The organism is Pseudomonas urethralis, from assembly GCF_021602465.1.
GTDB classification, from domain to species: domain Bacteria; phylum Pseudomonadota; class Gammaproteobacteria; order Pseudomonadales; family Pseudomonadaceae; genus Aquipseudomonas; species Aquipseudomonas vlassakiae.
In genome coordinates this window covers 173,007-195,284 of sequence record NZ_BQIJ01000007.1, presented here as the reverse complement: position 1 = coordinate 195,284, position 22,278 = coordinate 173,007, and the positions used below count along the sequence as shown (strand labels likewise).

General features: G+C 64.8%; 23 protein-coding genes and 1 pseudogene. 13 read left to right on the top strand and 11 right to left on the bottom strand.

From position 1 onward, the window contains the following. Window positions 1-34: 34 nt before the first annotated feature. On the top strand, window positions 35-862 hold the full coding sequence (locus L6D64_RS14055; RefSeq protein WP_176507341.1) for a lipopolysaccharide biosynthesis protein: 828 nt from the start codon (window positions 35-37) through the stop codon (window positions 860-862). 9 nt (window positions 863-871) lie between these two features. Here the strand turns inward: L6D64_RS14055 and L6D64_RS14050 are convergent, their stop codons facing one another. Next, window positions 872-2,032, bottom strand: coding sequence for an MFS transporter (locus tag L6D64_RS14050; RefSeq protein ID WP_176507340.1), 1,161 nt, complete (start codon window positions 2,030-2,032; stop codon window positions 872-874). Between the two features lie 228 nt (window positions 2,033-2,260). On the opposite strand from L6D64_RS14050, the gene L6D64_RS14045 reads away from it, so the two are divergent. From L6D64_RS14045 to L6D64_RS28535, 3 genes and pseudogenes are all read left to right on the top strand, one after another. Beyond that, window positions 2,261-3,658: an aminotransferase-like domain-containing protein gene (locus L6D64_RS14045; RefSeq protein WP_176507339.1), complete on the top strand. Its 1,398-nt coding sequence runs from the start codon at window positions 2,261-2,263 to the stop codon at window positions 3,656-3,658. Between the two features lie 117 nt (window positions 3,659-3,775). Next, window positions 3,776-4,852 (top strand): annotated as a pseudogene (locus tag L6D64_RS28540) (HAMP domain-containing protein); the annotation flags it as partial. Continuing rightward, window positions 4,832-5,713: a methyl-accepting chemotaxis protein gene (locus L6D64_RS28535; protein ID WP_371858380.1), complete on the top strand. Its 882-nt coding sequence runs from the start codon at window positions 4,832-4,834 to the stop codon at window positions 5,711-5,713. The pseudogene L6D64_RS28540 and the gene L6D64_RS28535, both read left to right, overlap by 21 nt. 126 nt (window positions 5,714-5,839) lie before the next feature. Here the strand turns inward: L6D64_RS28535 and L6D64_RS14035 are convergent, their stop codons facing one another. Further along, complete coding sequence (locus L6D64_RS14035; protein ID WP_176507337.1) at window positions 5,840-7,030, bottom strand: benzoate/H(+) symporter BenE family transporter; 1,191 nt, start codon at window positions 7,028-7,030, stop codon at window positions 5,840-5,842. Between the two features lie 146 nt (window positions 7,031-7,176). On the opposite strand from L6D64_RS14035, the gene L6D64_RS14030 reads away from it, so the two are divergent. After that, window positions 7,177-7,779 (top strand): glutathione S-transferase family protein, encoded by a 603-nt coding sequence (locus L6D64_RS14030; protein ID WP_176507336.1) that lies wholly within the window; start codon window positions 7,177-7,179, stop codon window positions 7,777-7,779. A 147-nt stretch (window positions 7,780-7,926) separates the two neighbouring features. Here L6D64_RS14030 and L6D64_RS14025 read toward each other — a convergent pair whose 3' ends face one another. The 5 genes from L6D64_RS14025 to L6D64_RS14005 form a co-directional block, all read right to left on the bottom strand. Continuing rightward, window positions 7,927-8,292, bottom strand: coding sequence for a glutathione S-transferase N-terminal domain-containing protein (locus L6D64_RS14025; protein WP_176507335.1), 366 nt, complete (start codon window positions 8,290-8,292; stop codon window positions 7,927-7,929). Between the two features lie 58 nt (window positions 8,293-8,350). Further along, window positions 8,351-8,896 carry a GTP cyclohydrolase I FolE gene (folE, locus tag L6D64_RS14020; protein WP_103449647.1) on the bottom strand — a complete coding sequence of 182 codons (546 nt, stop codon included), beginning with the start codon at window positions 8,894-8,896 and terminating at the stop codon, window positions 8,351-8,353. Between the two features lie 69 nt (window positions 8,897-8,965). Then, window positions 8,966-9,526 carry a Smr/MutS family protein gene (locus L6D64_RS14015; protein WP_060479984.1) on the bottom strand — a complete coding sequence of 187 codons (561 nt, stop codon included), beginning with the start codon at window positions 9,524-9,526 and terminating at the stop codon, window positions 8,966-8,968. Between the two features lie 162 nt (window positions 9,527-9,688). Beyond that, a complete protein-coding gene (locus tag L6D64_RS14010) occupies window positions 9,689-10,009 on the bottom strand; it encodes a hypothetical protein (RefSeq protein ID WP_176507334.1) in 321 nt (106 codons plus the stop codon). 88 nt (window positions 10,010-10,097) lie between these two features. Further along, window positions 10,098-10,688 (bottom strand): cysteine hydrolase family protein, encoded by a 591-nt coding sequence (locus L6D64_RS14005; RefSeq protein WP_054883673.1) that lies wholly within the window; start codon window positions 10,686-10,688, stop codon window positions 10,098-10,100. A 181-nt stretch (window positions 10,689-10,869) separates the two neighbouring features. On the opposite strand from L6D64_RS14005, the gene prmB reads away from it, so the two are divergent. Further along, window positions 10,870-11,778, top strand: a complete 909-nt coding sequence (gene prmB / locus L6D64_RS14000; protein WP_176507333.1) for a 50S ribosomal protein L3 N(5)-glutamine methyltransferase — start codon at window positions 10,870-10,872, stop codon at window positions 11,776-11,778. 37 nt (window positions 11,779-11,815) lie between these two features. On the opposite strand, the gene L6D64_RS13995 is transcribed toward prmB, so the two are convergent. Continuing rightward, window positions 11,816-12,604 carry a hypothetical protein gene (locus L6D64_RS13995; RefSeq protein WP_176507332.1) on the bottom strand — a complete coding sequence of 263 codons (789 nt, stop codon included), beginning with the start codon at window positions 12,602-12,604 and terminating at the stop codon, window positions 11,816-11,818. Between the two features lie 103 nt (window positions 12,605-12,707). Further along, window positions 12,708-13,670 (bottom strand): alpha/beta hydrolase, encoded by a 963-nt coding sequence (locus L6D64_RS13990; RefSeq protein WP_176507331.1) that lies wholly within the window; start codon window positions 13,668-13,670, stop codon window positions 12,708-12,710. A 221-nt stretch (window positions 13,671-13,891) separates the two neighbouring features. Here L6D64_RS13990 and aroC point away from each other — a divergent pair, with 221 nt between their 5' ends. The 3 genes from aroC to L6D64_RS13975 all read left to right on the top strand — a co-directional run bounded on the left by aroC (window position 13,892) and on the right by L6D64_RS13975 (window position 16,807). Then, window positions 13,892-14,983 carry a chorismate synthase gene (aroC, locus tag L6D64_RS13985; protein WP_110639703.1) on the top strand — a complete coding sequence of 364 codons (1,092 nt, stop codon included), beginning with the start codon at window positions 13,892-13,894 and terminating at the stop codon, window positions 14,981-14,983. A 133-nt stretch (window positions 14,984-15,116) separates the two neighbouring features. Beyond that, window positions 15,117-16,274, top strand: a complete 1,158-nt coding sequence (locus L6D64_RS13980) for an MFS transporter (protein WP_176507330.1) — start codon at window positions 15,117-15,119, stop codon at window positions 16,272-16,274. Further along, window positions 16,271-16,807 carry an oxidase gene (locus L6D64_RS13975; RefSeq protein ID WP_176507329.1) on the top strand — a complete coding sequence of 179 codons (537 nt, stop codon included), beginning with the start codon at window positions 16,271-16,273 and terminating at the stop codon, window positions 16,805-16,807. Before L6D64_RS13980 ends, L6D64_RS13975 begins: the two co-directional genes overlap by 4 nt. Window positions 16,808-16,930: 123 nt before the next feature. Here the strand turns inward: L6D64_RS13975 and L6D64_RS13970 are convergent, their stop codons facing one another. Further along, window positions 16,931-17,203 (bottom strand): DUF3509 domain-containing protein, encoded by a 273-nt coding sequence (locus tag L6D64_RS13970; RefSeq protein ID WP_054883680.1) that lies wholly within the window; start codon window positions 17,201-17,203, stop codon window positions 16,931-16,933. 268 nt (window positions 17,204-17,471) lie between these two features. On the opposite strand from L6D64_RS13970, the gene L6D64_RS13965 reads away from it, so the two are divergent. Together L6D64_RS13965 and L6D64_RS13960 are read left to right on the top strand one after the other, a co-directional pair. Continuing rightward, window positions 17,472-18,014, top strand: a complete 543-nt coding sequence (locus tag L6D64_RS13965) for an ankyrin repeat domain-containing protein (protein WP_236192468.1) — start codon at window positions 17,472-17,474, stop codon at window positions 18,012-18,014. 60 nt (window positions 18,015-18,074) lie between these two features. Continuing rightward, window positions 18,075-18,605 carry a hypothetical protein gene (locus L6D64_RS13960; protein WP_176507328.1) on the top strand — a complete coding sequence of 177 codons (531 nt, stop codon included), beginning with the start codon at window positions 18,075-18,077 and terminating at the stop codon, window positions 18,603-18,605. A gap of 130 nt (window positions 18,606-18,735) precedes the next feature. On the opposite strand, the gene L6D64_RS13955 is transcribed toward L6D64_RS13960, so the two are convergent. After that, complete coding sequence (locus L6D64_RS13955) at window positions 18,736-19,674, bottom strand: ZIP family metal transporter (protein ID WP_176507327.1); 939 nt, start codon at window positions 19,672-19,674, stop codon at window positions 18,736-18,738. A 123-nt stretch (window positions 19,675-19,797) separates the two neighbouring features. Here L6D64_RS13955 and L6D64_RS13950 point away from each other — a divergent pair, with 123 nt between their 5' ends. Further along, complete coding sequence (locus tag L6D64_RS13950; RefSeq protein ID WP_176507326.1) at window positions 19,798-19,989, top strand: PLDc N-terminal domain-containing protein; 192 nt, start codon at window positions 19,798-19,800, stop codon at window positions 19,987-19,989. 144 nt (window positions 19,990-20,133) lie between these two features. Continuing rightward, window positions 20,134-22,191 (top strand): LTA synthase family protein, encoded by a 2,058-nt coding sequence (locus tag L6D64_RS13945; protein ID WP_176507325.1) that lies wholly within the window; start codon window positions 20,134-20,136, stop codon window positions 22,189-22,191. Window positions 22,192-22,278: the final 87 nt, after the last annotated feature.

Genomic DNA, 22,278 nt, shown 5'->3' with positions numbered 1-22,278 from the left:
ATATACTCTGGCTGTTCTGGTTTTGGAAAGCGACATGGAGACAGTCAGCGCCCAAAAGCCCGGCTGCCGTGCCTCGATACTGGATTTCGAGGCGTGCCGGGGCGTAGCCGAAGGGCCGGTATTCATCGTGGCCTCGGGGGCCTCTGCCAAAGGCTTCCCACTGCAGCGTTTTGCCGGCGTGCCGATGATCACCGTCAATGGCGCGATTTCGATGTTCGCGGAGCATGGCGTGCGCCCGTATTTCTATGTGTGCACCGACACTGGGTTTGCGCAGCAGCAACCTGATCTTTACGCCAAGGCGCTACGGCTCAGTCAGCGCCTGGCGATCTGGCCGGATGAAATCGGTCTGTTGCCGGTGCCGACCAAGGCGCAGGTTTTCCCATTGGCCAAGGCCACCCGCGCCAGCCTGCAAGAATCCCTGTTCAATACCGAGCCAATGTTGGTGCGCAGCCGTACCTTATGGGGTAGCCGCTCGCGCTCGGTAGGCTTCAGCAAGGATCTCTCGCTGGGGTTTTTCGATGCGCGTACGGTAGCTTATGCGGCGTTGCAGCTCGCCTGTCACCTGGGCTTCAATCAGGTTTTCCTGGTGGGTGTGGACCTCGACCAGTCGGTAGGGCGCTTCTATGAAGAACCCGGCCAGGCGGTTTCGCGCTGTCACCTGGACGAGTCATTTGAGCGGCGCATCCTGCCCTCGCTGAAGCTGATGGCCGATCGGGTTGTGAACGAGCACTTCGCCGTCTACAACCTGTCTGCCACATCGAAGATCCCCGCATCGGTCATCCCCAAGATCAGCCTCGATCAGGCCGAGACGCTTATCCACGGCCGCGCGCCTCAGGCGTTCTTGTGCAGCCACCCTGCGTGACTCGAAACGTTACGGGTTGCTCGGCTGATGTACGCCTTGCCTTGCACCTGGTAACGCCGCGGCAACGGCCATGCACCCGGCCAGCAGCACCCCACCAAACCCCAGCAAGGCCACGCCTGAGCCAAGGTGGTCGCTCAGCACCCCGGTCAGGATCACCGGCACGCTGAAGCCCAGGTAGGCCAGCAGGAAGAACCCCGCACTGGCGCGGGTCTTTTCGGCGCCGGCCATTTCATTCACCGCCGCCAGCCCGCCCAGGTAGATGAAGCCGTAGCAGGCGCTACTCGCCGCCACCGCGCCGGCCAGCACTGCCCAGAGGCGGCCGCTGTCGGCGCCCCAGGCCAGCAAGGCATAGCTGCACGGCAAAATTGCCATGCCCAGCAAGGTGGCCGCGCGGCTCGACATACGCCTGGCCAGCGGCTGGAACAGCAGGCCGCAACTGATCACGCAGAATGTCGAGAACCCCGACCAGGCGCTCTGGCCGTGCTGGCGCAGGATCCCGGGCAGCAGGGCGATCACCAGCCCGACGCAGGCCCAGGCCAGCAGAATGGCCAGGCCATAGACCACGCTGCCTCGGGGGTAGCAGGGCAGGCGCAGCATGGCACTGCGTTGTGCCGGTCGCGGGTCGGGCAAGCGCCAGACCAGCAGCACGGCAACTGCGCCCAGCAGCAACTGCAGGTGGAAGCTGCCGGGCGTCAGGCTCGGGCCTCGCAGCAGGAACAGGCTGGTCAGCGCTGCGCCCAGGCCAAAGCCCAGTGAGGTACTGGCGGTGACCCAGTTGGCAGCGCGGGCACTGGTGTCGGCGCCCATCAGTTCCGTCATGTAGGCGGTTGCCGTGGCCGAGGCCAGGCCGGTGCCCAGGCCCAGGAAAAAGCGTGCCACGCCGAGGGTTTGCAGGCTTGGAGCAAACAGCATTAGCAGCGTGGCAATCATCGACAGCACCAGCGCGGCGAGGATCAGTGGCCGTCGCCCGACCCGGTCGGCCAGCCCACCCAGGGCCAGCAGCACCGGCAGCACGCCCAGCACGTAGCCGGAGAAGGCCACTGCGGTGGCAGCGGCGCCCTGGCCCGAGAGGTCGGCGTAGGTGATGTAGAGCGGGGCCTGCAGGTTGACGGCCAGGGTGATCAGGCACAGGGCGAAGGCCAGCAGGGCGGGGGAGTGACGCGAGGGCATTGGGTACGATCCTGGTTCTCGGGTTGTCTGTTCCGTCCCTTTCACGGGTAAACCCGCTTACACAGGATCCACACAGATTCCACCGTCTGCGCTGTACGTGTGGGAGCGGGTTCACCCGCGAAAGGGCCATTTCAGGAGACATTGCCCTCAGGGCAAACACCCAACAAGGCACACCCAAGCTCCATTTGTGCTTAACTGTTCGCTCAAAATAAGCGAACACCCGCCGCCATGCACTTCACCCTCGACCGCCAAAGGCCCACCCCACTGGTGCAACAACTCACCGAAGAACTCCAGGCCTGGATCGAACAGCAGCGCCTGCGTCCCGGGGCCCGCCTGCCGTCGATCCGCAGCCTGGCCCGCAACCAGTCAATCAGTGCCTCCTGCGTGATCGAAGCCTACGACCGCCTGGTCGCCAGCGGCTGGCTGGAGGCGCGCCATGGCACTGGCTTCTTCGTTGCCGAGCGCAAAGTCACCCTGGAAAGCGACAATCCGCCGGTCTGGGGCGAGGCAGGCGATGGCAGCTGGCGCCAGTTCCGTGAAGGCCACGACGAACTGCTCAAGCTCGGCTGCGGCTGGCTGCCGAACAGCTGGCGCGCAGACGTCGAACTGGCCCAGGCGATCCGCCAGGTCAGCCGCGGCACTCCCCAGGACCTGTTCGACTATTGCCCGCCGCTGGGGCTGGCCAGCCTGCGGCTGCACGTGCACAAGCGCCTGGCACGGCTGGACATCGCTGCCGGCCCCGAACGTATCCTCACCGTCCAGGGTGCCAGCCATGGCCTCGACCTGCTGGTGCGGACCTTGTTGCGGCCCGGCGACACCGTGCTGGTGGAAAACCCTGGCTATTACAACCTCTTCAACCTGTTACGCCAGCATCAGGTGCACATGCTGCCGGTACCGCGCACGGCGGCCGGCCCTGACCTGGCGGTGCTCGAACGCGTGCTGGCCGAGCACCGCCCATGCTGCCTGTTCACCAACAGCCTGTACCACAACCCCACCGGCACCAGCCTCGCACCCAAGGTTGCCTATCGCCTGCTGGAGCTGGCCCGCGAGCACGACCTGCGCATCATCGAGGACGATATCTACGCCGACTTCCAGGAAGGCCCGGCCACCCGCCTGGCCACACTCGACAGCGAGCAGCGGGTGATCTACCTGGCCAGCTTTTCCAAGACCCTGAGCAGTTCGCTGCGGGTCGGCTACCTGGTGGCCGATGCGCCGCTGCTGGCGCGTCTGGCCGAACTGAAGATGGTCAGTGGCATTGGCACCTCGCGCTTTGCCGAGCAGGTGGTCGGGCAGATGCTGGCCAACGGCAGCTACCGCAAGAGCGTGCAGCGCCTGCGGGTGCGGCTGGGCCAGCACATGGCCAAATTGCTCGGGCAGCTGGAGCAGTACGGCTGGCAAGTGTTCTGCGAGCCGTATGGCGGCATGTTCGTCTGGGCGCGGGTGCCTGGGCGTGACTTCGCCAGCCTTGAGCGCCTGGCGCTGGAGCATGCGGTGTTGCTGACCCCGGGCAGCGCCTTCGACTACCAGGGCGCTGGCAGCGACTGGCTGCGTATCAATGTCGCCTACGGGCAGGACACCCGCGCCCAGGGCTTCCTTCAGCACGCAGGGCGACCTTCAGCTAGCTGATCGCGACACGCTCATAGCCATTTGACACCATTTTCCCTTCACCCCCTTGTGAGCAGGGCAATAACGTTGCCACGCTTGGCCCACGGCAAAACCTTGCACGATGAAGGGGGATCGGCGATGGCGACGAGCAGGCACGGTGTTCTGGCCAACCTGGGCATGGCCCGTAAACTGGGCCTGGGGTTCGCCTTGGTGTTGCTGCTGACCGTCGCGGTGGCGGCCATCGGTATCGCGGCGCTGCACAGTGTTGGCCAGCGCTTCGACGGCCTGCGCCAGCTGGGCCAGGTCAATACCGACCTGCTGCGGCTGCGCCAGCACGAGCAGGCCTTTGCCCTGCGCTCCGACATCAAGGAGGCCGAGGCCTTGCGCAGCGGCCTGCAAAACCTTGCCGAGCGCGCTCGCAGCCTGCCAGCACTGGCGGCGGCCGAGGCTGACCTGGCGGCTTACGGCCAAGCCTTCGAAGCCTTCGTCGAAGCGGTACAGGCCAAGGAGCTGGCGCTGGACATGGCCAGTTGGTCGGTGTCCAGCGTGGCCAACAACCTCGATGTGTTGCAGGCCGGCCTGGCCGACGATGGCACCTACACCCTCAAGCAGTCCCAGGGCCAGCAAGGTGGCGAGTTCCTCGAGCAGGCGGGCCAGGTGGCGCAGGTGTCGCGGCTGATGTTGCAGGCCATGGACGAAGCGCGGGTGCGCCTGGACAAGAGCCGCAAGGGCGAGGAGGGGGAGCAAGGCCGCATCGCCCAGACGGTCGAAGCGGCGCAGCTGGTCGAGCAGCTCAAGGCCACCGTCGGGGATGCGGGTTACCAGAGTGTGCTCGGCGAGGTAGCCGGGCACATTGCCAGCTTCTCCGACAAGCTCAACGAATACACCGACCTGCTGGGCAAGGAGCAAGGCATCAAGGCGCAGCTGCAGGCGCGTGCCGAGCAGGTCACCGGGCGGGTCGACCAGGCCTATGCCGTCGATCAGCAAGCCATGCAGGCTGAGCTGGCGCGCAACCGCCTGGCCATCGCCCTGGCCACCGGGCTGGCGTTATTGGTGGGTGTGCTCGCCGCCTGGCTGATCACCCGCGCCGTGGTCGGCCCGCTCAAGCGCGTGATCGGCCGAGCCCAGCGCATTGCCGCCGGCGAGTTGAGCCTGGACAGCGAGGCGCCGCGCAGCGATGAAGTCGGCCAGTTGATGCAGGCCATGCAGCAGATGGCCGCTGGGCTGTCTGGCGTGGTCAGCGGCCTGCAGCAGGGGATCGAGCAACTGGCTGGCAGCGCCCAGGCGTTGTCGGCGGTCACCGAGCAGACCAACCGCGAAGTCGGCAGCCAGAAGGAGGAGACCGAGCAGGTGGCCACGGCCATGCAGCAGATGACGGCCACCGTGCACGATGTGGCACGCAATGCCGAAGAAGCCGCACAGGCGGCGCAGGCCGCCGATGACAAGGTTGACGCTGGCCAGCGCGTGGTGCGCGAGAGCATGCAGCGCATCGAGCAACTGGCCACGGCAGCGGACACCGCCAGCGCTGGCATCGACAGCCTGAGTGCCGAGATCCACACCATTGGTGATGTGCTGGAGGTGATCAAGAGCGTGGCCGAGCAGACCAACCTGCTGGCGCTCAACGCGGCCATCGAGGCCGCCCGGGCGGGTGAGCAGGGGCGTGGTTTTGCAGTGGTGGCCGACGAGGTAAGGGCGCTGGCCAGGCGTACCCGCCAGTCGACCGAGGAAATCGAGCGCTTGGTGGCCAGCCTGCGCGGCAATGCCCAGCAGTCGGTGGCGCAGATCCGCGGCAGTACCGAGCTGGTGCGCCTGGCCGTGGCCGATGCGCTGCAGACCGAGAGCGCGCTGGGCAGCATCGCGGTGGCGGTGTCGTTGATCCAGCAGATGAACCAGCAGATTGCGGCGGCGGCCGAGCAGCAGAGCTCGGTGGCCGAAGAGATCAGCCGCAGCGTGACGCAGATCCGCGGCAGTGCCGATCAGGCGGCGTTGGCGATGCAGGACAATGCCCGGTCCAGTATCGAACTGGCGCAGCTGGGCAATGACCTCAAGGGCATGGTCGGCCACTTCAGGCTGTGATCGCCTGTACTGGCCTCTTCGCGGGTAAACCCGCTCCCACAGGTATGCCACCGACCTCAGGTCCAGTGATATCCCTGTGGGAGCGGGTTTACCCGCGAAGAGGCCAGCATAGGCAGCAGAAAATCTTCAGGCCTTGCGCGGATTGAGGATCAGCAAGGTCAAAACCCCCGCCACGATCCCCCAAAACGCCGAACCAATCGAGAACAGGGTCAACCCCGAAGCCGTCACCATGAAGGTGATCAGCGCCGCCTCCCGCTCCCGTGCCTCGCTCATGGCCACGGTCAACCCGTTCATGATCGAACCGAACAGCGCCAACGCCGCAATCGACAGCACCAGCTCCTTCGGCAACGCCGCGAACAATGCCGCCAAGGTGGCGCCGAAGGTACCGGCAATCCCATAGAAAATCCCGCACCACACCGCCGCGGTATAGCGCTTGCCCGGGTCTTCATGGGCATGCGGCCCGGTGCAGATCGCCGCACTGATCGCCGCCAGGTTGACCCCGTGCGAGCCGAAGGGGGCCAGCAGCAGCGAAGCCAAGCCCGTCGTTGAAATCAGCGGCGAGGCAGGCACCTGGTAGCCGTCGGCGCGCAACACGGCCACGCCAGGCATGTTTTGCGAGGTCATGGCCACCACGAACAGCGGAATGCCGATGCTGATGGTCGCGGCCAGCGAGAAGCTTGGCGTAGTCCACACCGGGGTCGCCACTTCCAGCTTGAAGCCGCTGAAGTCGAGCAGGCCGAGGGCGCCGGACAATGCCGTGCCCACCAGCAAGGCGGCCAGCACGCAGTAGCGCGGCGACAGGCGCTTGACCAGCAGGTAGCTGAAGAACATGCCGAGCACCAGCAGCGTGCGGTGCTGGGCGGCCACGAAGATTTCGCTGCCGATCTTGAACAGGATGCCGGCCAGCAAGGCCGAGGCCAGCGACGCCGGGATGCGCTTGACCAGGCGCTCGAAGCTGCCGGTCAGGCCGCAGATCACCACCAGCACCGCACAGGTGATGTAGGCACCGATGGCCTCGCCGTAGCTGACCCCACCCAGGCTGGTGATCAGCAGCGCCGCACCGGGTGTCGACCAGGCCACGGTGATCGGTGTGCGGTAGCGCAGCGACAAGCCGATACTGCACAGCGCCATGCCGATCGACAGCGCCCAGATCCACGAAGAAATCTGCGCATTGGTCAGGCCGGCTGCCTGGCCGGCCTGGAACATCAGTACCAGCGAACTGGTGTAGCCAGTCAGCATGGCGATGAAGCCGGCGACGACCGCCGACGGGGAAGAGTCTGCCAGGGGCCGCAGGCGCGCGGAGGTGGCATCGGTCATGGGGTTGGGTCCTTGTCCAGGTGTAAGCAGTTTTTTCAGACTAACGCGGGCCGAATTGATCCTTGCCATACAGCAGGCATTGCTTTTAGCCGTACAGTCGCCAACTATTGGGCGAATTTTTGAAACTGCATGGGAGGGGACGGGCGATGTTCAAGGTGTATGGTGATTACCAGTCAGGCAACTGCTACAAGGTCAAGCTGATGCTCAGCCTGCTTGACCGCCCGTATGAATGGCAGTCGGTGGATATCCTCAAGGGCGAGACCGAAACGCCAGAGTTCCTGGCCATGAACCCCAACGGCAAGGTACCGGTGCTCAAGCTCGAGGACGGTACCTGCCTGTGGGAATCGAACGCCATCCTCAACTACCTGGCCGACGGCAGCGAATTCCTGCCTAGCGAGCCGCGCCTGCGCACCCAGGTGTTGCAGTGGCAGTTCTTCGAGCAGTACAGCCATGAGCCGTACATTGCCGTGGCACGGTTCATCCAGTTCTACCTGGGCTTGCCAGACGAGCGCGTCGAGGAATACCGCAAGCTGCACAAGGGCGGTTACAAGGCGTTGAAGGTGATGGAGCGGCAGTTGCAGATGACGCCGTACCTGGTTGGTGACCAGTACTCGATTGCCGATGTGGCGCTGTATGCCTACACCCATGTGGCGCATCAGGGCGGGTTCGACCTGGCTGATTACCCGGCGGTGCGCGCCTGGCTTGAGCGGGTGGCCAGCCATCCGCGGCATGTGCCGATGGTCGAGTAAGGCAGGTCCGGCCCCTGTGGGAGCGGCCTTGCGTCGCGAAAGGGCTGCAAGGCAGCCCCAGCAATAGTGGCACCGCTGCTGGAATCCTGGGGCCGCTCTGCGGCCCTTTCGCGACGCAAGGCCGCTCCCACATGGGGCGCGCAGGGCTTACGCGAAGCGCTTGTCCAGGTAGGCAATGATGGCCTTGGATTCATACATCCAGGTCACCTTGCCCGCCTCTTCGATGCGCAGGCATGGCACTTTCACCCGGCCGCCGCCTTCGAGCAGCGCCTGGCGATGCACGTCGTCGTTCTTGGCATCACGCAGCGCCACCGGCACATTCAGGCGGTGCAGGGTGCGGCGGGTCTTCACGCAGAACGGGCAGGCATGGAACTGGTACAGCGCGAGGCCCTTGGCCTCTTGCTCGACCCGCGCCTGGGCCGCCACATCGCGCTTGCGCTTGGCCGGGCGGCTGATCCAGTCGCCGAACACGATGAGCTGGCCGAGGCCGACCCGCAGGGCTTTGACGATCATGGGCTACTCCTGAAATGAAAAAGCCGACCCCTGGGGGCCGGCTCGAATCGTGCGCCGATCACTTGATCAGGCTGAGGAACTCGCTGCGAGTCGAGGCGTTTTCACGGAACTCACCCAGCATCACCGACGTGAGCATGGTCGAATTCTGCTTCTCCACGCCGCGCATCATCATGCACATGTGCTTGGCCTCGATGACCACCGCCACGCCTGCGGCGCCGGTCACCTGCTGCACGGCCTCGGCGATCTGGCGGCTGAGGTTTTCCTGGATCTGCAGGCGGCGGGCGAACATGTCGACGATGCGCGCCACCTTCGACAGGCCCAGGACCTTGCCCTTGGGCAGGTAGGCGACGTGAGCCTTGCCGATGAAAGGCAGCATGTGGTGTTCGCACATCGAATACAGCTCGATGTCCCGGACCAGCACCATCTCGCTATTGTCGGAGGTGAACAGCGCGCCGTTGGTGACTTCTTCCAGCGTCTGCTCGTAACCGCGGCAAAGGTACTTCATGGCCTTTGCAGCCCGCTTGGGCGTGTCGAGCAGGCCCTCACGGGAGACGTCCTCGCCAAGTTGGCTGAGGATCTCGGTGTAGTTCTGTTCCAGGGACATGTATCTACCTGTGGGAAAAATCGCAAAAATGAAGGGTACGGCGCCGCGCGCGGCGCTGCAAGCACGGCGTTACTCGTCGCGGCCTTCCATCATGGTTCGCTTGAGCATCACATACACCGCGCCAGTGCCGCCATGGCGAGCCTGGCACGAGGTGAATCCGAGCACTTGCGGGTGCTGACGCAGCCAGGTGTTGACGTGGCTCTTGATCATCGGGCGCTTGCCGTCCAGGCGCGCGGCCTTGCCGTGGGTCACCCGCACGCAGCGGACTTCCAGCTGAGTGGCCTCGGCGATGAAGGCCCACAGGGTTTCACGGGCCTTCTCCACGCTCATGCCATGCAGGTCGAGGCTGCCCTCGAAGGCGATCTGGCCCAGCTTGAGCTTGCGGATCTGGCTTTCCTGTACGCCATCGCGGCGCCACATCAGCTCGTCTTCGGCACCCACGTCGATGACGAACTGATCAGACAGGCCGTCGATCACCAGGGTCTGGTCACTGCGCACGGTAGCGGCCTGGCGCAGGCCGGCCAGCTGTTTGCGGTCGGTTTTCGGCTTGCCCACGTCAGCGCGGTCGTGCTTGATCGGCTTCACGCCGCGCACTTCGGCGCTGAACAGGGAAAAATCGTCGTCTTGCATGGTGCCTCCACGTGGGCGGCGTAGTTTACGCGATCAACCCTGCGTCGTCAGTACCGGCCTCTTCGCCGGCACGCCCGGTCCCACAGGATTGCATCGAGGTTGAGTGTTGCGCCGTCCCTGTGGGAGCGGGTTTACCCGCGAAGAGGCCCGCAGCACAAACCACTAATCATGCTTTTTCATCAGGTGCGGCGACAGGTTCAGCTCGCGCCCGCGGCGCAGGCGGATACGGCTGCGTCGCCAGAAGCGTACGCCAAGGTACAGCAGCAACAGCCCGGCCACGGCCAGGATGCTGGCCAGCGGGCGGTTGGCATTGAGTTCGGCAAGGGCGGGGTAGTTGCCGAGCAGCCCGGCGATGCCGGCCATGGCCAGCAACACGCCGAGCGTGGCGATCAGGGCCGACAGGCCGGCGGCAATACGCGCACCCCAGTTACGCGGTTCACGCGGGCGCAGACGCTTGGCGTCGAAACTGCCTTTGAGCTTCATTCCAGTTTCCTCTGTGGACATCCGGAATTCGACCTGGGCCGGGCCCTTGGGTTCCGCCCGGCTGCCGGGCGGTCATCGCAACGTCAGCTCAGATCAGGCTGGCGGTAGGGGCGACACAGGCGAAGTTGTCGGCCATCACGGCCATTTCGCACGCGTGGATCTGCGCGGCAGGGATCACCTGGTCCTTGAGCGCCAGGTCGCGAGTTGCCGAGGCGTCTTCCACCAGGGTGCAACGATAACCATAGTCCTTGGCGCGGCGCACGGTGGTGCTGACGCTGGAGTGGCTCATGAAGCCGCACACGATCAGGTCCAGGTGCCCCAGCTCCTGCAATGTGTCGTGCAGCTTGGTGTTCTTGAAGGCGTTGGGCATGCGCTTTTCGATGACGATTTCACCTTCGCGTGGCTCCAGGCCGGGGATGAACTGGCCGGCCGGCCCCTGCGGGTCGAAGCGCCCGCCAACGGTACCGAGGTGGCGAACGTGGATGATCGGACGGCCGGCCTTGCGGGCGGCGTCGAGCAACCGGGCGATGTTGGCCACGGCCTCGTCCATGCCCGACAGTTGCAGAGGACCGCTCAGGTATTCCTTCTGCGCATCGATGATGATCAGGCTGGCTTGGCTCAGCTTGGCCGGCGGGTAATCGCGGCCAGTGAGGCGGAACATCGTGGTTGGAACGGACATCAAGGGCTCCTTGGGTCAGGGCTTTTGTATACCTATTCTCCCTTGCCTTGGCGCCAATGGGAATGGTTGACATCGCAAGCGGCATGTTTACTGGCCTGTGGCTTGCCGTCGGGGCATAGCGGGGAACAAATGTGCGGGTGGGGCTGTTAGACTTTTGTACGGTCTGAATTAGGAGTACCCCGTGATCACATCTCGTCTGCGCACGTTGCGCGACCACATCCGCTGGGCGGTCAGCCGCTTCCATGAGCACGAGCTGTTCTTCGGCCACGGCGCCGACAATGCCTGGGACGAAGCCCGCCTGCTGGTGCTGGGCGCCGTGCACCTGCCATGGGAAATCGCCGATAGCTACCTGGACTGCCAGCTGGAGGATGACGAGCGGGTACGCCTGCAGCATCTGCTCAAGCGCCGCATCGAAGACCGCGTGCCGACCGCCTACCTGCTGGGCGAAGCCTGGTTCTGTGGCATGTCGTTCATCGTCGACGAGCGCGTACTGGTGCCCCGTTCGCCGATCGGCGAGCTGATCGAAAAGCGCTTCGAGCCGTGGTTGGCGCAGGAGCCGGCGCGCATCCTCGACCTCTGCACCGGCTCCGGCTGCATCGGTATCGTGGCTGCCGAAGTATTCCCCGAGGCCGAAGTGGTGCTGGCCGACCTGTCGTTCGACGCGCTGGAGGTGGCCAACCTGAACATCGAGCGCCATGGCCTCGACGAGCGCGTGTTCACCGTACAGGGTGACGGCTTTGCCGGCCTGCCGGGGCAGCGTTTCGACCTGATCCTGTCCAACCCGCCGTACGTCGACGCCGAGGACTTCGGTGACATGCCGGCCGAATATCACCACGAGCCGGAAATGGGCCTGGCCTGCGGCAAGGATGGCCTGGACCTGGTGCGACGGATGCTGGCCGAGGCGGGCGACCACCTGACCGAGAAAGGCTTGCTGATCGTCGAGGTTGGCAACAGCCAGGTCCATGTCGAGGCGCTGTACCCGGAAGTCGACTTCGCCTGGCTGGAATTCGAGCGTGGCGGGCATGGCGTGTTCATGCTCACCGCCGAGCAGTGCCGCCAGCATCAGGCACTGTTCAAGGCCCGCGTCTGAGATTGGCCTGCCGGGGCTGCAAAGCGGCCCCGGCTGTTTACCGGGTGGCGATCCAGATCAGCAACCCGGCCTGGAACACGGCGAACGCCACCAGGCAAGTGATGGTAAAGCGCAGCCCGCTGTCTTCGCGACGGTACTTGGCCACCCGTTCATCGCGCTCGCGCAGCTGCCCCTCTTTCTCCAGCAACTGTTGCTCGGCCTGTTGCAACATCGCCGCCGTATCGAGAACCGCCAGCTGCTGCACCTTCTCGGTATTCCAGCCGCCCTTGAGCTGGCTCACCGTGGTGTCGAGGGTGCGACCCTTGAGGTGCTGCGGGTCGGCGTATTCCACTTCCAGGCCGCTGGCGGTGATGAAACGGTCGCGGCGCAGGCGAGTGTCTTCGTTCAGCGCATCCTTGTTCGGCAACGCCATGCCTTCGACCCGGTAGTTCGACCAGCGACGCTGCAGCCACTGCACGGCCTGGCCGAGCATGAAGCGGCCAAGGCCACGGTTGAGCGGCTCCAGTTGCAGGCCGCTGTCGCTGCCGAGGGTCACCAGGCGCTCGGTGTGGTCTACCCGCACATCCAGCTGGTTCTGCTCCTTGCGCACCTTCTGCCCCGGCAGGCGGATTTCCATGCGCAGCAGGCTGTGGGCCTGGTCATGGCGCTCGGCGTAGGCGAACTCGACGAAGCGCAATGGCCGCGCACCGCTGTTGCGGTCGGTGGGCAAAGGCGCCAGGCGCAGCAGCTGGAAATGTTCGACGGCAAGGTCGGCCCAAGGCAGGGCGGCAGGTTCCGGGGCGTGCGGCTGTTCGGCCGGTTCGGCGGCGGCGGGGGCATCGGTCATCTAGGCGTTTCCTCAGATACGGGCGGGTGCTGAAAAGGGCCGCAAAACGGTCCCGTTCAGCACCAATACCGCGTTATCGGCAGGTTTTGCCGATGTTTGAGGGTCAGGCCGAAGGCAACTGGTGAATGAAGCTGACCACCCGCTCGCCAAGCTCCCGTGCCAACGGCAACTCCGGATTGAGGTAGCTGTCACGCTGCTGGTGCATGTCCTTGGGGCTGATGCGCAGCATGTGGTTCATGCCATCGATCAGCACCAGCTGGGCATCTGGCTTGGCCGCCTTGAGGCGTTCGGCGTCGGCCACGTCGACTTGCACGTCATTGCGGCCCTGGACGATCAGCGCCGGCATCGGCAAGCGGGCGAAGGCCTGCGCCGGGTCCTGCTGGAGCAGGGTGATCAGGTAGGGCTGCACGCTGGGGCGGAACACCTGGCGCAGCGGTGCTGGCACGTCCAGGCTGGTCTGCCCGGCCTGCAGGCGGTCGAGCAGGGCGCTGCCACCGGCCAGTAAAGCGGGCGACATGCGCTGGGCCAGTTGTTCGCGCAGCACGTCCGCCAGTGGCCGGCCCATGCCGGCCAGGGTGATCACCGCGCTGGCGCCGGCACGTTCGGCGGCCAGGCTGGCGATCAGCGCCCCTTCACTGTGGCCGATCAGGATCAGCGGGCCGAAGCGTGGGTCGGCCTTGAGCTTGCGGCTCCAGGCCACCACGTCGTCGACGTAGCGCTGCACACTGAGGTCGCGCTCATCGGGCGTAGCCGGCTGGCTGGCGGCCACCCCGCGCTTGTCGTAGCGCACGCTGGCGATGTGCTCGTTGGCCAGCACCAGGGCCAGGCGCTTGAGGTTGTCGACGCGCCCCGAGGCCGGGTTGTTGCCGTCGCGGTCGGTGGGGCCGGAGCCGGCGATGATCAGCACCACCGGCGGTGGCGTGGCCTGTTGCGGCAGCAGCAGGCTGCCGTGCAGCACGCCTTGGCCGGTATCGAGGTCGATGGGGCGTTGCAGCACGGTAGGGGCGGCGGCCTGGGCCAGGCCAGCGCACAGCAGGAGGAACAAGGCGACGAGGCGCGACATCATGCGGTACTACAGTGGGGAGATGACGGTTTGACCCAATGTTTGCGGGAAGGTTCGCCAGCTGTATCTGGCTGGTCTGGCCTCTTCACCGTTAAACCCGCTCACACAGGCTTTGTGCAGTCCCTGTGGGAGCGGGTTTACCCGCGAAGAGGCCCGCACAGGCAAGCAATCCATCTGTATACTGCCCGCTTTCGTTCATCTCAGGCAGATTTCGCGGAGCGTCCATGTCCGGCAATACCTACGGCAAGCTGTTCACTGTCACCACCGCTGGCGAAAGCCATGGCCCGGCGTTGGTCGCCATTGTCGATGGTTGCCCTCCTGGCCTGGAAATCTCCCTCGCCGACCTGCAGCATGACCTCGACCGGCGCAAGCCCGGCACCAGCCGGCACACGACCCAGCGCCAGGAAGCCGATGAAGTGGAGATTCTCTCCGGCGTGTTCGAAGGCCGCACCACTGGCTGCTCGATCGGCCTGCTGATCCGCAACACCGACCAGAAGTCCAAGGACTACTCGGCGATCAAGGACCTGTTCCGCCCGGCCCACGCCGACTACACCTACCACCACAAGTACGGTATCCGCGACTACCGCGGCGGTGGTCGCAGCTCGGCGCGGGAAACCGCCATGCGCGTGGCCGCCGGTGCCATTGCCAAGAAATACCTGGCCACCCAGGGCATTCAGGTGCGTGGCTACATGAGCCAGCTGGGCCCGATCGAAATCCCGTTCAAGAGCTGGGATTCGGTGGAGGAAAACGCCTTCTTCAGCCCTGACCCGAGCAAAGTGCCGGAGCTCGAGGCCTACATGGACCAGCTGCGTCGCGACCAGGATTCGGTCGGGGCCAAGATCACCGTGGTGGCCGAAGGCGTGATGCCGGGCCTGGGCGAGCCGATCTTCGATCGCCTCGACGCCGAACTGGCCCACGCGCTGATGAGCATCAACGCGGTGAAGGGCGTGGAAATCGGCGCCGGTTTCGCCAGCGTTGCCCAGCGCGGCACCGAACACCGTGACGAACTGACCCCGGAAGGTTTCCTCAGCAACAACGCCGGCGGCATCCTCGGCGGTATCAGCTCGGGCCAGCCGATCGTCGCCCATCTGGCGCTGAAGCCGACGTCCAGCATCACCACCCCGGGGCGTTCCATCGACGTCGACGGCAACCCGGTCGACGTGATCACCAAGGGCCGTCATGACCCGTGCGTCGGCATCCGCGCCACCCCGATCGCCGAAGCGATGATGGCCATCGTGCTGATGGACCACCTGCTGCGCCACCGTGCGCAGAACGCTGACGTGAAGGTCAACACCCCGGTGCTGGGCCAGCTCTGATCAGCCTGCAAGGGCCCCTTCGCGGGTGAACCCGCTCCCACAGGACCACCACGATTTCCAATATTGTGCGGTCCCTGTGGGCGCGGGTTTACCCGCGAAGAGGCCGGCACAGGTCCCCCACAAGGCTTATCCCATGCCTGCAATCCCCTACTGGCGCCTGTCCAGCTTCTACCTGTTCTACTTCGCCCTGCTGGGCTCCACCGCCCCGTTCCTGGCCCTGTACTTCGACCACCTGGGGTTCTCCCCGGCCCGCATCGGCGAGCTGGTGGCCATCCCCATGCTGATGCGCTGCGTTGCCCCCAACCTGTGGGGCTGGCTCGGTGACCGTAGCGGCCAGCGCCTGCTGATCGTGCGCTTGGGCGCCTTGTCGACCCTGGCCACCTTCTCGCTGATCTTCTTCGGCAAGAGCTATGTCTGGCTGGCGCTGGTCATGGCGCTGCATGCGTTCTTCTGGCACGCGGTGCTGCCACAGTTCGAAGTCATCACCCTGGCCCACCTGCACGGGCAGACCTCGCGCTACAGCCAGGTGCGCCTGTGGGGTTCGATCGGCTTCATCCTCACCGTGGTCGGCCTGGGGCGGCTGTTCGAATGGCTGAGCCTGGACATCTACCCGGTGGCCCTGGTGACCATCATGGCCGGTATCGTCGCCGCCAGCTTGTGGGTGCCCAACGCTCAGCCGGTGGAGCAGGGCGAGCGACGTGAGGCGGGTGGTTTCCTGCGCCAACTGACCGCGCCGGGGGTGATCGCCTTCTATGTCTGTGTGGCGCTGATGCAGCTCAGCCATGGCCCGTACTACACCTTCCTTACCCTGCACCTCGAACACCTGGGCTATAGCCGCGGTGCCATCGGCTTGCTGTGGGCCTTGGGCGTGGTGGCCGAGGTACTGATGTTCATGGTGATGAGCCGCCTGTTTGCCCGCTTCAGTGTGCAACGGGTGCTGCTGGTCAGCTTCCTGCTGGCGGCGCTGCGCTGGCTGCTGCTGGGCAACCTGGCAAGTGAGCCGGCGGTGCTGGTGTTCGCCCAGTTGCTGCACGCGGCCACTTTCGGTTGCTTTCACGCCGCGTCCATCGCCTTCGTGCAGGCCAGTTTCGGTGCCCGCCAGCAAGGCCAGGGCCAGGCACTGTACGCGGCGCTGTCGGGTACCGGTGGTGCGCTGGGCGCCTTGTATTCAGGCTACAGCTGGAAACTGCTGGGGCCGTCCTTCACCTTTGGTATGGCCAGCGCCGCAGCGTTGGCGGCAGCCGTTATCATTGCCACTCGTTCGAAATCGACCAGGACCAGCAGCCGATGAGCATCCTCTGTGTTTTCCACCCGTCCAGCCCAGGCTTGCCGAACAAGGTGCTGACCCACCACGACGACATTACCGCGACCCTGGCCGAGCAGGGCGTGCGCTTCAGCCACAGCCCGCTGGCGCTGCGCGTGCGCCCGGGCAGTAGCGAGGCTGACGTGCTCGAGGCCTGCCGTGAACACCTCGACCTGTGGATGACGGCCCACGGCAGTGCGGCGTTCACGCTGCTCAACCGTGATGGCCTCGACCCGGCCCAGGTGGATGTGCGTGACGAGCACGTGCACGCCAGCGACGAAGTGTTCGCCGTGGTGGCTGGCCGCGCGCAAGTCGGCCTGCGCCTGGGCGAGTACGTGTATGCGGTATTGTGCGAGAAGGGTGATCAACTGGTGGTGCCGGCGGGGACGCGGCGCTGGGTGGAGCTGGGGGACAATCCGTTCTGCCTGGCGTTGCGCCTGTTTGGCAGTGAGCAGGGCGTGGAGCCTCGCTTTACCGGCGATGTGACTGCCCGGGCGTTTCTTGGGGTCGACGAGCTTTAGTGTCTGACCGGACCTCATCGCGGATAGATCCGCTCCTGCACACAGGTACCCCGCCATCCCTAGGGGCAATGCAGTACCTGGGTAGGAGCGGATTTATCCGCGAGAGGCCGGCACAGACGAACCTCAGCGATAGGTCGGCAGGGCAAACCGCTGCTGACTCTGCAGCATGGAAATCACAGGCAGTTCACTGGCTTGCTCGGCCAGGTCACGGCGGATGGCACTGATGGCCCAGGAGAGCTGCTCGGCACTGTGCAGTTGGCCGTAGGTCAGTACGCGGCGGGTCACTTTGCCATCGGCGGCGCGCAGGGTCAGCAGCACGCCACCGTCAGGGCGGGGCTGGGTAGCGACCTGGTAGGCCGGGAATACCGAGACGAATTTTTCCTGAATGAGGTCCATATCAACTCCTGACTGTTTGGGGGTGCAGACGTGAGTTGATTGTTGCAGTGACCGTGCCAGAACTCGGAAATCGGGAAAAGCCAGTAAATACAGGGGGTTAGGGGAGTTTTTCAGCAGCGGCATCGTGCAGGCTGCAAGGTCGTGCATTTTGCACAGTGCATTTTGCACGGCGTGGGTTGTTCCTATCGGCGCAATAGAATCTGAACCTTTGACCGCAATGGCGTGCCTGACAAAGACTTGGGCAATCATTTATGCCAGGAGGTTCCCGATGTCCGCTCAATCCACCGCCACCGCCACCGCCACCGCCACCGCCATGACCGAGGACGAAACCGCCGTGTTTGCCGAGCAGGTCTTCGAGCGTGCCCGCCAGGGCGACGCCGAGATGCTTGGTCGCCTGTTGGCCAGTGGCCTGCCGGCCAACCTGCGCAATCACAAGGGCGATACCTTGCTGATGCTGGCCAGCTACCACGGCCATCATGAAGCGGTGCGGGTGCTGTTGGCCCAGGGGGCCGACCCGTTGATCGCCAACGACAACGGCCAGTTGCCCATCGCCGGTGCGGCATTCAAGGGTGACCTGGCGATGATTCGCCTGCTACTGGAAAGCGGCGTCCCTGTGGATGCTGCTGCGCAGGACGGGCGCACCGCACTGATGCTGGCGGCGATGTTCAACCGCACAGAGATTCTCGACTATCTGCTCGCCCAGGGTGCCGACCCGGCGCACCAGGACGCCCGTGGCGCCACGGCGCTGATGGCGGCGCAGACCATGGGCGCGGTTGACGCTGCCGCACGCCTGCAAGCGCTGGCCGGCTAACCGCCCGGGGGCATTTGCGGCTATCCTTGGCGACTTTTCACCCGTCGCAGGCCCCCTTTCATGAAAAACCAGTTGCTCGAATTCATCAGCCTCGTCGGCGCCGGCTGCATGCGCGATGAGGATATCGAGCGCATCGCCGACGAGGCCGCCCAGGCCTACGCCGACCCCGCTGCCTTCCTCGCCGCCAACCCAGACATCAACTACGACGACAGCTTCCCGATCCCGCTGGGTGAGTGGGTCGTGCTCGGCAGCCTGCCAGACACCGTGGTATTCCAGGCCGACAGCTACCAGGAGCTGTTCCAGCGCATCAGCGATTCGTTCGACCAGAGCGTGCCGTTCACCCTCAAGCCCAAGCAGCTGGCGCGTACCGAGCCGCTGATCGCACTCAACCGCATCCAGGTGCAGATGGGGGCTTTGAACAAGGAAGCCGGTGGCTATGTGCTGCTCAACTTCAGCCAATTGCTCGACGATGAGCTGCAGATGGTGATGGTGGGCCAGCAGGACCTGGAGCGGGTGCTGGAACTCGGGGCAGCGCTGGGGATCAAGGTCGAGCCTGCGTTGGAGGCCTTGAAGGTCGCGGTTCACGTTTGAGTTGTAGCGCCTGGGGATCGAGCGCCGCTCGCGCGGCGCATCGCGGATGAATCCGCTCCTACAGGCATGCGCCAAGGCTGGCAGGCGGCGCTCGATCTCAGCGACACCGCAATGACATCGGCGACCCCATCTAACCCAACGCCGTATCGAGAAACATCATCACCGCAAACCCACCCATCAGCCCCAGGGTCGCCGACGTCTGGTGACCATTACGGTGGGTTTCGGGAATCACCTCGTGGGACACCACGAAGATCATCGCCCCCGCCGCCAGCCCCATGCTGATCGGATAGGCCAGGGCAAAGCCGGTGGAGATGCCCAGGCCGATCACCGCGCCCAAGGGCTCCATCAGCCCCGAACCAATCGCCACCAGCGCAGCTTTGAGGTTCGACAGCCCGGTCGCCCGCAAGGCCAGGGCCACGGCCAGGCCTTCGGGGATGTCCTGGATGGCGATCGCGCTGGTCAGTGGCAGGCCGATGTTCATGTCGCCATTGGCGAAGCTCACCCCGATCGCCATGCCTTCGGGCAGGTTGTGCAAGGTGATCGCCAGCACGAACAGCCAGACCCGGCTGATGCGCTCGGCCTCCGGCCCGCAAGGGCCGGTGCTCTCATGCTCGTGCGGGGTGAAGCGGTCGAGGCCGAGCATCAGCAGCACGCCCAGGCCCATGCCCAGCACCACGGTGAACGCCGCTGCCGGGCCATTGCCGGTGATTGCGCGGGCAGCATCCAGGCCCGGCAGGATCAGCGAGAACGAACTGGCAGCGAGCATCATGCCGGCGGCAAAGCCGAGCATCACATCCTGGCTGCGTGCGCTGACATCGCGCAGCACTACCGCCAGCACCGCACCCAAGGCGGTTGCGGCAAAACCGGAAAGCCCGCCGAGCGCAGCCAGGTGCAGGTTGTCGGCGTGGTCGCCGTTGATGGCGTTCCAGAAGCTGGCCACCAGCAGCACGGCGACCGCCAGCAGGCTCACGGCCAGGCCCGCGCTGAGCCATGGGCTGCTGAGCAATTGCTCGCGCCAGGCGTTCAGCAGGGAGGGTGGGGTGGCGCTTTGGCTGTGAGCAGGGGGCATGGGAACCTCGAATGCAGGAATGCTTGCAGTGTAGGTAGTGACCTGCGCGGCAGGCCAAGGATTCACTTCTATCGCTCCAATAGAGGACTATGCTGAGCAACAGCCTTTCAAGGAGAACGTTGCATGGGCTCTACCTTCAATGGCCTGGTCGGCCTGATTATCCTCGCCCTCGACATCTGGGCAATCCTCAACGTGATCAAGAGCGGCAGCGAGGTAGGGATCAAGGTGTTGTGGATCCTGCTGATAGCCCTGCTGCCGGTGATCGGCCTGGTGATCTGGGCGATTGCCGGGCCGCGGGGCAATGTCCGTCTGTGAAAGCTGCGTCCCAGACAAAATCAGCAATAGTGACGTGACAAAATTTTCACATTGGATTAAACAGAATCCGCTCCCGCATAATGCTTGCGTTGGGCCAGCCCCAACGCCACCTCCGCAAACCGCAATCCTAGGACCTTCCCATTCATGGCTAACACGGATGCCTTGAGGCAACAGGGCGCGCGAGCGTTCACGCCGACCTTGAAATCGCACCTGGCCTATACGCTGCTCAGCGGCCTGGTGATCATGTTGATGCTCAGCCTGGTGCGCCTGGCGCTGCTGGTCTACAACAGCGACATGATCGGCGACACCCCTTACTCGACTGTCGCCGAAGGCTTCTTCAACGGATTGCGCTTCGACCTGCGGGTGGTGGTGTACCTGAGCATTCCTCTGCTGCTGGCGATGCTGAGCCCTTGGCTGATGGCCCGGCGCGGGCTGTTCCGTTTCTGGCTGACCCTCGCCTCGAGCGTGGTGATGTTCCTCGGCTTGATGGAGATGGACTTCTACCGTGAGTTCCACCAGCGCCTCAACGGCCTGGTCTTCCAGTACATCAAGGAAGACCCGAAGACCGTTCTGAGCATGCTCTGGTACGGCTTCCCGGTGGTTCGCTACCTGCTGGCCTGGGCCTTCGGCACCTGGCTGCTGAGCCTGCTGTTCAAGGGCATCGACCGCCTGACCCGGGGTACCGGCGAACAACGTGTGGCGCCATGGTACGCCCGCGTGGCGGTGTTCATGGTGGTCCTGCTGGTGGCGGTGGTCGCCGCCCGTGGCACCCTGCGCCAGGGCCCGCCGATGCGTTGGGGTGATGCCTTCACCACCGACTCCAACTTCGTCAACCAGCTGGGCCTGAACGGCACCCTGACCCTGATCGACGCAGCCAAGAGCCGCTTCGGCGAAGACCGCGCCAATATCTGGAAACCGGTGCTCAAGCAAGAGCTGGCCACCGAGACCGTGCGCAAGCAGCTGCTGACCGCCAACGACACCCTGGTCGATGCCGACGAGGCCGCCGTGCGCCGCGATTTCGTGCCGCCGGCCGATCGCACCTTGCCGATCAAGAACGTCGTGGTGATCCTCATGGAAAGCTTCGCCGGCCACTCGGTCGGTGCGCTGGGCAGCCCGAACAACATCACCCCGTACTTCGACAAGCTGGCCAAGGAAGGCCTGCTGTTCGACCGCTTCTTCTCCAACGGCACCCATACCCACCAGGGCATGTTTGCCACCATGGCCTGCTTCCCCAACCTGCCAGGCTTCGAATACCTGATGCAGACCCCAGAGGGTGGCCATAAGCTGTCGGGCCTGCCGGCACTGCTCAGTGCCCGCGACTACGACGACGTCTATGTCTACAACGGCGACTTCGCCTGGGACAACCAGTCCGGATTCTTTGGCAACCAGGGCATGACCACCTTCATCGGCCGTAACGACTTCGTCAATCCGGTGTTCTCCGACCCGACCTGGGGCGTGTCCGACCAGGACATGTTCGACCGCGGTAACGAGGAACTGGCCAGGCACGACCAGAAGAAGCCGATCTACGCGCTGCTGCAGACCCTGTCCAACCACACGCCGTACGCGTTGCCAAGCAACCTGCCGGTGGAGAAGGTCACCGGCCAGGGTCGCCTGGACGAGCACCTCACCGCCATGCGCTACTCCGACTGGGCGCTGGGCCAGTTCTTCGAGAAGGCGCGCAAGGAGCCGTACTTCAAGGACACCCTGTTCGTGATCGTCGGCGACCACGGCTTCGGCAACCAACAGCAGGTCACCGAGCTTGACCTGGGCCGCTTCAACGTGCCGCTGCTGCTGATCGCGCCGGGCATCCAGGAGAAGTTCGGTGCGGTCAACCACACCGTGGGTACCCAGGTCGACATCGTGCCGACCATCATGGGCCGCCTGGGTGGCGAAACGCGTCACCAGTGCTGGGGCCGCGACCTGCTCAACCTGCCTGAGGGTGACCCGGGCGTCGGCATGATCAAGCCATCGGGCAGCGAGCAGATCGTCGGCCTGGTCAAGGGCGATCACCTGCTCATCGAGTCCAAGGACATGAGCCCGCGCATGTACCGCTACCAGCTGGGCAGCGAGTTCAAGGCCGAACTGATCGAAAGCCCGGAGCAGCCGCAGATGCTGCAGCAGCTCGAGGCCTTCATCCAGACGGCGACCAAGAGCTTGCTGGACAACACCGCCGGTGTCGTTCACGGTACGCCGAAGAAATAAGCATCAGGCAGCAATCAGTGAACAAAGGGGCCGCAATGCGGCCCTTTTCGTTGCCGGAACGAATGCCTGAGGCCAAGGTCTGCATCT